General features: G+C 46.8%; 2 tRNA genes and 1 rRNA gene. All 3 read right to left on the bottom strand.

Features of this window, described 5'->3' with window-relative positions:
- Positions 1-204: 204 nt before the first annotated feature.
- Positions 205-280: transfer RNA gene (locus BSF44_RS29305), tRNA-Ala, on the bottom strand.
- Positions 281-289: 9 nt separating this feature from the next.
- Positions 290-366 (bottom strand) — tRNA-Ile (locus BSF44_RS29300).
- A gap of 122 nt (positions 367-488) precedes the next feature.
- Positions 489-551 (bottom strand): 16S ribosomal RNA (locus BSF44_RS29295); the annotation flags it as partial.

Genomic DNA, 551 nt, shown 5'->3' with positions numbered 1-551 from the left:
ACATTCGCCGAAAATTCGATTGAGCTCCTAAGAGCAACTCACAAATTTTACCTTAGCCTGATCCGTTACCAGTGAAAGTAACGTTCAGTCTATCTTTCTATCACATACCCAAATTTTTAAAGAACGATCTAATCAAAAGACTAGAAATCAATATTCACGCTGGAATATTCATTTCTAAACTCTCAAACGCTTCGAAGCAGTTAATGGTGGAGCCAAACGGGATCGAACCGTTGACCTCCTGCGTGCAAGGCAGGCGCTCTCCCAGCTGAGCTATGGCCCCATACAAAATTGGTGGGTCTGGGCAGATTCGAACTGCCGACCTCACCCTTATCAGGGGTGCGCTCTAACCAACTGAGCTACAGACCCAATTTCGAGCGCGTAACTGTTAGCTTGGAGCTATCAGCTTGGAGCTTAAAGCTGCTTCTATCGTCTTCTTCAATGAATCAAGCAATTCGTGTGGGAACTTATGGAGCAGCTGAGTCGTCGATTAAGGAGGTGATCCAGCCGCAGGTTCCCCTACGGCTACCTTGTTACGACTTCACCCCAGTCAT

Source organism: Pseudomonas sp. ACN8 (assembly GCF_002303925.1).
Taxonomy (GTDB): Bacteria; Pseudomonadota; Gammaproteobacteria; order Pseudomonadales; family Pseudomonadaceae; genus Aquipseudomonas.
This window is presented reverse-complemented; position numbering and strand designations above follow the sequence as displayed.